Here is a 1268-nt window from a genome sequence, read left to right on the forward strand (position 1 = left end):
AACCAGGGAGCACGCAGCGCCGAGCGAAGCGAGGCGACCGTGCGAGTGGGGTTCGAATCCCTCCCGGCCCGCTGTCACCGCCGCGAGCAATTCCGCGAGCGGCGGTGCTGTGCTGAGCGAGGGTTCGAACCAGGGAGCACGCAGCGCCGAGCGAAGCGAGGCGACCGTGCGAGTGGGGTTCGAATCCCTCCCGGCCCGTTACCTGTCGCGAGCAATTCCGCGAGCGGCGTCGCTCGCGGTCGACGAAAGGGGAAGAAAGCGTGTGACGCGTCTTCGCGTGGCGCGAACCGCTCAGTAGCCGAGCCGCTCGCGGACGAGGACGACCGTCGTGCGGCCCTCCTCGGTCTCGCGCCGGTAGATCAGCTGCTTCGCGATGGCGGACTCGACGCCGTACGCCTCCTGCGCGCGCTCGTTCTCCAGCGGGTACGCGACCGACTCCAGCCGGTCGAACGCGTCCGAGAGCGTCGGGACGATCTTGTTGATCCCGGTGACGATGACGACGTTGCCCGCGGCGAACGGGTACGCGCCGATCCGACTCCCGGAGAGGTCTGCGGCGACGAGTTCGCCGGTCTGCGCGACCGCGTTGATGCCGCCGAGGAAGTAGTCCGCCGTCTGCGACTCGCGTCGCGCGGCCTGTCGCTCGGCGTCGTCGTCGATGCTCCAGATCCGGTCCGGGAGGCTCTCCCACTCGTGGTCGCTCCCGCTCAGGAACTCGTCGAACCCGATCTCTTCGAGCGTCGTCGAGTGCCCGTTCATCACGGAGACGCCGGCGGGGACCTGGGATGTCACGGTTTCTAGCGCCTCGTCGGCGTCGTCGACGACGACCACGTCGAAGCCGCGCTCCTCCAAGTTGGCGACCGTCTCCGCGACGGTCGCGTCGTCGGGAAGCCCGTCTAGTTCCGCGTCGATCTCCGCGTCGTCTGCGTAGTCGGCCTTCTGCTGTGGCATGATGAACGTGAGAACCTCGTCGGTAGATCGGAGGGCCGGGAGTCACTTAACCGCTCGCGGACACCGCCGTCCGGTGGTTACGCGGATGTTACCCTCCTGTCGCGCGGGGGGAATGTGCGGGTCGGTAGCGCGGTTCTCGGCAGACTGAGAAGCGCCATGAGCGACCGATCGACGAGCGGGACGCTCAGCGGTCGAGTCGTCGATAAAAATTCTGTGTCGTCGGGCCCGAACGGGCACGCGACGGTCGGTCGGCGGTTCGGTTCAGCGAAGCGGCTGCGGTCGACCTCGCTCGCTCCCCGCTCGATATCGAGGTTCTTTCT

The 1268-nt window shown here is 67.7% G+C and carries 2 protein-coding genes; both read right to left on the minus strand.

Annotated features, from left to right (window positions below; genetic code table 11):
• Positions 1-291 precede the first annotated feature (291 nt).
• The gene (locus U4E84_RS17725) at positions 292-948 is read right to left on the minus strand and encodes a lactate utilization protein (protein WP_322533396.1); all 657 of its coding nucleotides are present in this window, start codon (positions 946-948) and stop codon (positions 292-294) included.
• Positions 949-1025: 77 nt separating this feature from the next.
• On the minus strand, positions 1026-1268 hold a 243-nt coding region (locus U4E84_RS17730; protein WP_322533397.1), incomplete at its 5' end, for a hypothetical protein.

This window comes from Halorubrum sp. AD140 (assembly GCF_034497445.1).
In the GTDB taxonomy this organism is placed as follows: Archaea; Halobacteriota; Halobacteria; order Halobacteriales; family Haloferacaceae; genus Halorubrum.